This window comes from Paenarthrobacter sp. 10L412 (genome assembly GCF_056395565.1).
The window spans coordinates 303,172-310,013 of the sequence record NZ_JBFTJT010000004.1 but is presented as its reverse complement, the minus strand read 5'-3'; the positions used below and the strand labels follow the sequence as shown (position 1 = coordinate 310,013).

Annotated in this window: 6 protein-coding genes; all 6 read right to left on the bottom strand. The window is 63.2% G+C overall.

The annotated features are described in order from the left end of the window. Nucleotides 1–832 precede the first annotated feature (832 nt). Nucleotides 833–2,317 (bottom strand): DHA2 family efflux MFS transporter permease subunit, encoded by a 1,485-nt coding sequence (locus tag AC1DD7_RS06650; protein ID WP_431117458.1) that lies wholly within the window; start codon nucleotides 2,315–2,317, stop codon nucleotides 833–835. 116 nt (nucleotides 2,318–2,433) lie between these two features. Further along, nucleotides 2,434–3,336, bottom strand: a complete 903-nt coding sequence (gene panC, locus AC1DD7_RS06645) for a pantoate--beta-alanine ligase (RefSeq protein ID WP_477514309.1) — start codon at nucleotides 3,334–3,336, stop codon at nucleotides 2,434–2,436. 5 nt (nucleotides 3,337–3,341) lie between these two features. Continuing rightward, on the bottom strand, nucleotides 3,342–4,250 hold the full coding sequence (locus AC1DD7_RS06640; RefSeq protein WP_431117456.1) for a Rossmann-like and DUF2520 domain-containing protein: 909 nt from the start codon (nucleotides 4,248–4,250) through the stop codon (nucleotides 3,342–3,344). Next, nucleotides 4,243–5,829, bottom strand: coding sequence for a PH domain-containing protein (locus AC1DD7_RS06635; protein WP_477514308.1), 1,587 nt, complete (start codon nucleotides 5,827–5,829; stop codon nucleotides 4,243–4,245). The genes AC1DD7_RS06640 and AC1DD7_RS06635 overlap by 8 nt, the downstream gene beginning before the upstream one ends. Beyond that, nucleotides 5,826–6,338, bottom strand: a complete 513-nt coding sequence (locus AC1DD7_RS06630; RefSeq protein WP_431117454.1) for a PH domain-containing protein — start codon at nucleotides 6,336–6,338, stop codon at nucleotides 5,826–5,828. Before AC1DD7_RS06630 ends, AC1DD7_RS06635 begins: the two co-directional genes overlap by 4 nt. After that, complete coding sequence (locus AC1DD7_RS06625) at nucleotides 6,319–6,840, bottom strand: DUF3180 domain-containing protein (protein ID WP_477514307.1); 522 nt, start codon at nucleotides 6,838–6,840, stop codon at nucleotides 6,319–6,321. Before AC1DD7_RS06625 ends, AC1DD7_RS06630 begins: the two co-directional genes overlap by 20 nt. Nucleotides 6,841–6,842 lie beyond the last annotated feature (2 nt).

Sequence of the window (6,842 nt, the reverse complement as noted above, 5' to 3'; positions counted from 1 at the left end):
AAAATTCGAAACCAGCTGAAAACCAGACCACCACACACGGGGGTGCGCAGCAATCCGGCCATAATTTCAACCAATCAATAAAACAATCGGCATCAACAAACTTGGCACACTATTGAGTTCTCAAACAACAGACACTAACCGGCACCACCRGACCCTTACAGGGCCACAGGATCGCTCCGGAGCAACTTTTCAAASTTACCCGATTCGGTCGCATGAAGCAAACCGTCCTCAGGTCCCCCAACCAGATCGGAGGCGCAAAAAGCACCACCGGAAACCGGCAATTTGAAGGGGATTTCGTCACCATTATTTCCGCATCAGCGGCGGCGACTCAGATAACTTTACACGTGCCATACCGTCCGAACAAATCCACTCAGACACCACCCAAAACCCCGTAAACACTGGGAAAACAGCCCGGAAACACCTCAATATCCGCAAAACCGTTGTCCGTGAAGCCGGTCACACAAAGAAACGGCGGCAATAGCCGCCCTTTGAAGCGGCACCCAGGATCCGCCGTCGGGCCTATCAGCGGCCGGCCGCAATCACCTCACGACGTGAAAGAACATCGGTCCAAACACGTCAGGACGTGAAAGAACATCGGTCCAAACACGTCAGGATGTGAGAGAACGTCGGGTAAAACAGGCCAGGATGTGAGAGAACGTTGGGAAAGGCAAGAGGCCGGTTGGCGGGCATCCGGCAGCGCGCGTCTAAGGGAGGAACGACCGAGCGCGCCGAGGATGCCCGCCAACCGGCCCGACCCAGCCGCACGACCGGCCCAGCCGGACCACCCACACGGCCCGGCCTGACCCGCCGAACAGCTGAGCCCAGCCCGAACTCAGTGACCTCCGTGGCCTGCGCCCTCGGTCTTGCGCATCATCGCACCGAGCACCACTGCAGCTCCGGCAATGATGGTGGCCGCCAGGAAGGCGGCCTGCATGCCGGCTACCAGGCCGGAGGATGCGGACACCACGGCGAAGATGGACACGAGTAGTGCAGTGCCAGCGGCACCGGCCACCTGCTGGGCCGTGCTCATGATGGCCGATCCGTGGGAGTACAGGTGCGGAGGCAGCGGGTTCAAGCCCGTGGTGAAGGCAGGCGTGAAGAGGAGTGCCAAGCCGAGGCTCAACGTTACGTGCAGGGCAATCACCCATCCCAGGGCGCTGGCCTGGTCCAGGCGCGAAAACTGCCAGAGCGTCAGGACCATGAGGACTGAACCGGATACGGTCAGCGGCAGTGGACCCACTTTGTCGAAGATCCTCCCGATTACAGGACCCAGCAGACCCATGGCCAAACCGCCGGGCAAGAGTGCCAGGCCGGTTTCCATCGGCTGCAGGTGCAGGGTGTTCTGCAGGTAGAGCGGGAGCAGGATGACGCCACCGAACAGGGCCATCATCGCTACAACCATCAGCAGTGTGGACACCGTGAACATTCGGAAGTTGAAGGCCCGGAGATCCAGCAGTGGCGAATCGGTCTTCTGCAGTTTGAGCTGGCGGAAGACGAACAGCGCCAGGCACACGACTCCTACGACGAGTGCGATGATCGGGACCACCCCGGCGTTGGCGCCACCGATCTGGCTGAGGCCATAGACAAGGCCACCGAACGCAGGCACCGTGAGGACCACTGAAGTGAAGTCCAAACCGGTCTTCCCGCGCTCCCCCACGTTGGTGAGGTACTTGGCGCCGATAGCCAAGGCAGCCAGCGCTACGGGGAGCACGAACACGAACATGAAGCGCCACGAGAAGTGGTCCAGGATGATGCCTGAAACGGTTGGGCCCATAGCGGGAGCGACCGAGATGGCGATGCTGACGTTACCCATCACGGCTCCGCGCCGGGACATCGGTACGAGAGTGAGAATGGTGGTCATCAGCAATGGCAGCATGATGGCTGTGCCGCCAGCCTGGACGATGCGTGCAAGGAGCAGCACGGGGAACCCGGGTGCCAGGGCGGCGAGCAGAGTTCCGCCGCTGAAGAGTCCCATCGCGAGCATGAACGAGCCACGGGTGGTCAATCGCTGCAGGATGAACCCGGTGGTGGGAATGACGACCGCCATGGTCAGCATGAACCCGGTGGCGAGCCACTGGACCGTGGGCGCATCCACCTTGAGATCGGTCATCAGCCGCTGGAGCGCCACGTTCATGATGGTCTCGTTGAGGATTACCACAAAGGTGGCAACCAACAAGGTGACAATGACCGTGACGGATTCGCGGGACATCTTCCCTGATACGGGAGTCTGCGTGAGCGCTTCCTCTGTGGAGGCAGCACTTGCGGATGCGCCGGAACCGGGCTCGCTGTTGGCGTCGGACGTGACGTCGGTAGACATGAGGATTCCTCAGGTTTGGGCTTGGATTCCGGCGATCGGTGCCGGTGAAGACAGGAACAGTCTAGACGCCCAGGAGATTCCCGTCAGCAGAAAATCCAAACGTTAGGTATTCAACCTCAGGAATTAAGCGGAAGGTTGTCTATCAACCGCACGGGGCCCACCTTGGCGGCAATGATTGCCAGCCCTTCGCCGCGGAACGGAGTTTCTCTGCAGTTCTCCGCCAGCGGCTCAAGAGTGTTGGGGTCCACGACGTCGAAATAGTCCAGTTCCACCAGCGGCTGGGATTCAACAAGCGCGACGGCGGAATCCAGGTCCAGCGGTTCATGTGCATTCGCGCGGGACTCGATAAGGCGCAGAGCGCGTGAGAGCACCAGCGCGGCCTCGCGTTCTTCGTCCGAGAGGAAGCGGTTACGGCTGGAAAGCGCCAACCCGTCGTCACTACGGACGGTGGGCACGGGCACGATCCCCACGGGGAAGTTCAGATCCGCGACCATTCGCTTCACGAGGGCAAGTTGCTGGGCGTCCTTCTGGCCAAAGTAGGCACGGTAGGCAGGCATAGAACCGTCCGCAGCTGCACCGCCCGGAATTCCGTAGTGCAGCAACTTGGCTACCACTGTCAGGGCGCCATCGAAGTGTCCCGGGCGTGAGGCGCCTTCCCATTTCCCGCCCAGCGGACCCGCCGTGACGCGAACCAGCGGCTGCCCGCCGGGGTACACCTCGTCCACGGAGGGCGCGAAGACAAGGTCCACTCCTTCGGCATCCAGGAGGGCCATATCGGCGTCAAGGGTGCGGGGATAGCGGTCGAGGTCCACGGCGTCGCCGAACTGGAGCGGATTGACGAAAATCGTGGCTACCACGACGTCGTTTTCTGCCACGGCGGTCTTTGCCAGGGCTGCATGGCCGGAGTGCAGGGCCCCCATGGTCGGCACCAGGCCCTGGGAACTTCCTCGCTTGGAAGCAAGGAGCCGCGCGCTTTCGGCACGCAGTTCGGCCGCGGTGGTCACGAGTTTGATGGCCATGCTGTTCAGATTCCTTCCGGCGCGGTGGGCTCTGTTCCCAAGGCCTCGCCAATGTCAGTCAGTTGTTCAGGGCGCAGCAGTCCGCGGTTTCCGGCACGCCGGGCCGTCGCCCGGGCCATGGCCTGGTAGGCCGCGAGCACGTCCCCGCCCGCACCGCCGTCGTATTCTTTCAGCGCTTGGGCGTGCGCAGCAACGGTGCCTACGTCGCCGCGCGCGACGGGACCGGTCAACGCAGACTCGCCGGACGCAAGAGCGTTCTCCAGTGTGGCCCGCAGCAACGGACCCAGCATGGACTCCGGGGATTCGACTCCGATTTCCCGCAGCAACTGCGACGCCTGCGCAACAAGCGTCACCATGTGGTTGGAGCTGTGCGCGAGGGCGGCGTGGTACAGGGTGCGGTCGGCCTCGGCAATCGCAACCGGCTCGGCACCCATCTCCACAACCAGTGCTTGGGCAATCGGCAACATAGCGGCGTCGGCGGTGATTCCGAACGTGCAATCCATGAGGCGGGTCAGGTCAAGGCTCATACCGGTGAAAGTCATGGCGGGATGCATCGCCAGCGGAATGGCGCCGGCCGTGCGGATCGGCTGCAGGATCCCGACGCCGAAACGGCCGGAGGTGTGAGCCACCAGTTGACCCGGTTGCCACGCACCGAGCTTCGCGAGTCCAGCAACAAGCTCGCCAAGGGCATCGTCAGGAACGGCAAGCAGCACCAGTTCCGATCGCTCCACAATGTCCTGGATTCCAAGTATCGGGACCCCCGGCAACAGCGTTTCCGCCCGCTCGCGGCTCGATTCGGATACCGCAGAAACCCCGACGACGGCGTGCTCGGCCGCGCGCAAAGCGGCACCAAGGACTGCACCCACCTTGCCGGCGCCGATGATCCCGACTCCGAGTCTTCCTGGCCTAACCATGCTGGGGGTCCTCCTGCGTTGGTGCTTGCGGTAGTGATTGGGGCGGTGCTTGCGGTAATGATCGTGGTGGAGCCTGGCCGCTTACCTGCGCAAGCCATTGCTCGCTGGTCTGCCGCTTTCTCGCCTCGCGGGCGCGGGCAGCCTGCTGGTCGAAAAGCTGCACAGCCTGCTCCACGTCGGCCTGATAGAGGCGTGGCACAACAGGTCCCGCCGTGGTGTGGAGGACAAGATCAGCCACTCCGAAACGCCGCGCGAGGGGACCTTGCTGCAAGGCCATGGACTGTGTGCGCTGATGGGGAACCAGGACCAGAGTGCGCCACCACCGGCCGGATCGAATCAACAATGCCGTTCGCGTGGCCAGGAAACCGTTGCGCCGCCAGCCTAGCGGTGCCAGGAGCCGGGCGCGGCGCGGAGTAGTGACGAAACCATCCGTGGAAGTGAACCCGGTAGACCCGGCTGAGCCGGAACCCGCCGGAGCCACACCCTCAAGCCCAGCCAACCCCTCCAGCCCGGAAGTGAAAACCCGTTCCGGATCCTCAACACCCGGGTCCGGCAGCACGAGGGACAGCATCCGCATGACGTCCGGCTTCATGCCCACCGGCAGCAAGGTGGTCCGGGCAGCGTTCTCATTGCCTGCCGCACCACCGTAACCGGCCACGTTAACTTGCATGCGGTACCAGCCGAAGATCCTCCAGATGGGCGGCTGAGTGACTTTCAGCGCCTGGATTCGGCCCGGGGGCAAGGTCTGGGCTTGGGTGTCCAGAAGCCCGTAACGCAGCCGGATCCCATCAGGGGAGATCGCGGCAGTGAAGTTGTAGCCCTTGTTGAATGAGCTCCAATAAGCAGCACCGATGCCCAGCACGGCCGGGATCAGCGCCAGGAAGATGGCGCTGTTTTCGGTGTACACGGAGATGGCTATGGATGCCACGGCACCGAGCAGGATACCGACGGTTTGCTCGCTCAGCAGGAGCGAGCCAATAAGCCGGGAAGGTGGCACGGACAAGACAACGTGCTCCGGCGCTTCGGGGATTTCTTCCGGAGTCTCCGGTCCACTCACCACTCCGGCGGCACGGGCAAGGATAGTGGCGCGCAACTGTTTGGCTTGGGCCAGCGGAAGGTAAGCGAGCCGCACGGCCGATTCTCCGGCGTCGGCGACTTCAAACTTGAGTTCAGCGAGGCCAAAAATCCTCGCCAAAAGGGGCTGCACGATGTCGATCGCCTGGACGCGGTCCAGCCGTGCCTGCCGCTGCTGCTTGAACACGAAGCCGGTGTTGACCCGGACATAGCCCTCGGCCACCTGATAGCGCGTGAAATACCAGCTCAGGATGAACCCACCCACGGTCAGGAGAAGCACAATGCCGCCACCGGCCAACAGCCAGGGCACCCGTCCGTTGAGGTTGGGATCGAGGATGTCGCGGCCCTGCAGTATGCGTTCAAAGGCGTCGCGACCGAAAAAGTATCCGACGGCGGCCAGCGCCACCCAGCCGCGCACGAACGGCGACGCTGGATGCACGCGCCGCCACTCGCCGTCGTCGGCTTTAGCGGGGAGGCCCACGGTGGCGCTACCCTCCGGGCTCACAGCCCGGCCAGCCTGGCTTCTCCACGTGCCGAAAGCTGTTCACGCAGCCGTGCGCCTTCCTCGGCAGGAAGCCCAGGAAGGTATGCGCTGGTTCCGGCGGACGCCGTATGGAGTTTCAAAGTACAGAGTCCCAGCCCACGTTCCACCGGACCAACAGACACATCCACGTACTGCATGCGTCCATACGGGACCACCATGGTCCGCTGGAAAAAGATGCCACGGCGGATGAGAAGATCGTCATCGCGCTCTGCGTAACCGATTGCGCGGACTTGGCGCGGAATCAGCACGAGCCGCCACAACGCCAGAACGAGCATCACCGCAGGTACCGTGGCGGCGAGCCACAGCGGAGGCCAACGCCACCAACCCAGCTGCACAAACACGAGGGGAAGGCTGAGGATCGCCACCATCACCAGGTTTCCGATGGCCCACTCCACCAAGCGGACCGTGACGTACTTCGGGGAGACCCGCAGCCACTGGACGCCGGGAGGGTCAATCGCCTCGGTACGCATACTCGCCTTCGCCTTTTGCTTCCCCGCGGCGGGTTTCCGGTCCAGGGGTGCCACCTTCGAGGTCTTCCGGTGGGATTCGGCAGAACCTCTCGACCACCAGGCCGACGACCACCATCACCACGCCACCGCCGCCCAGCAGGACAGCGTTCCACAGGATGCCTTCACCACTGCGCAAGGTTCCTATTCGCAGAAGGTCAAAGGAGATGCCAGCATGCCAGCCCAGAAGGAGCGTCCCTGCATATGCGCAGGCCTGGGCAAGAATCAGCGTCCTGGCGGCCAGGATCGGGTTGAGCAGGTTCTTCTTCTTGCCGTTGCGCCACCGCAGCACCCGGATTCCCATGATCAGGGTGAGCACGGCGATGACGCCCATGGTGACCAGCGCGGAAACCGGAAGCACGGGTGTGGGCATGCTGAAGCGGTTGGTTGCCGCCGTGGCCAGCCAACCGATGGCGGCAGCGATGATGGCGATGATGACCAGGACCGCGGGGCGCATGGGCTTCACTG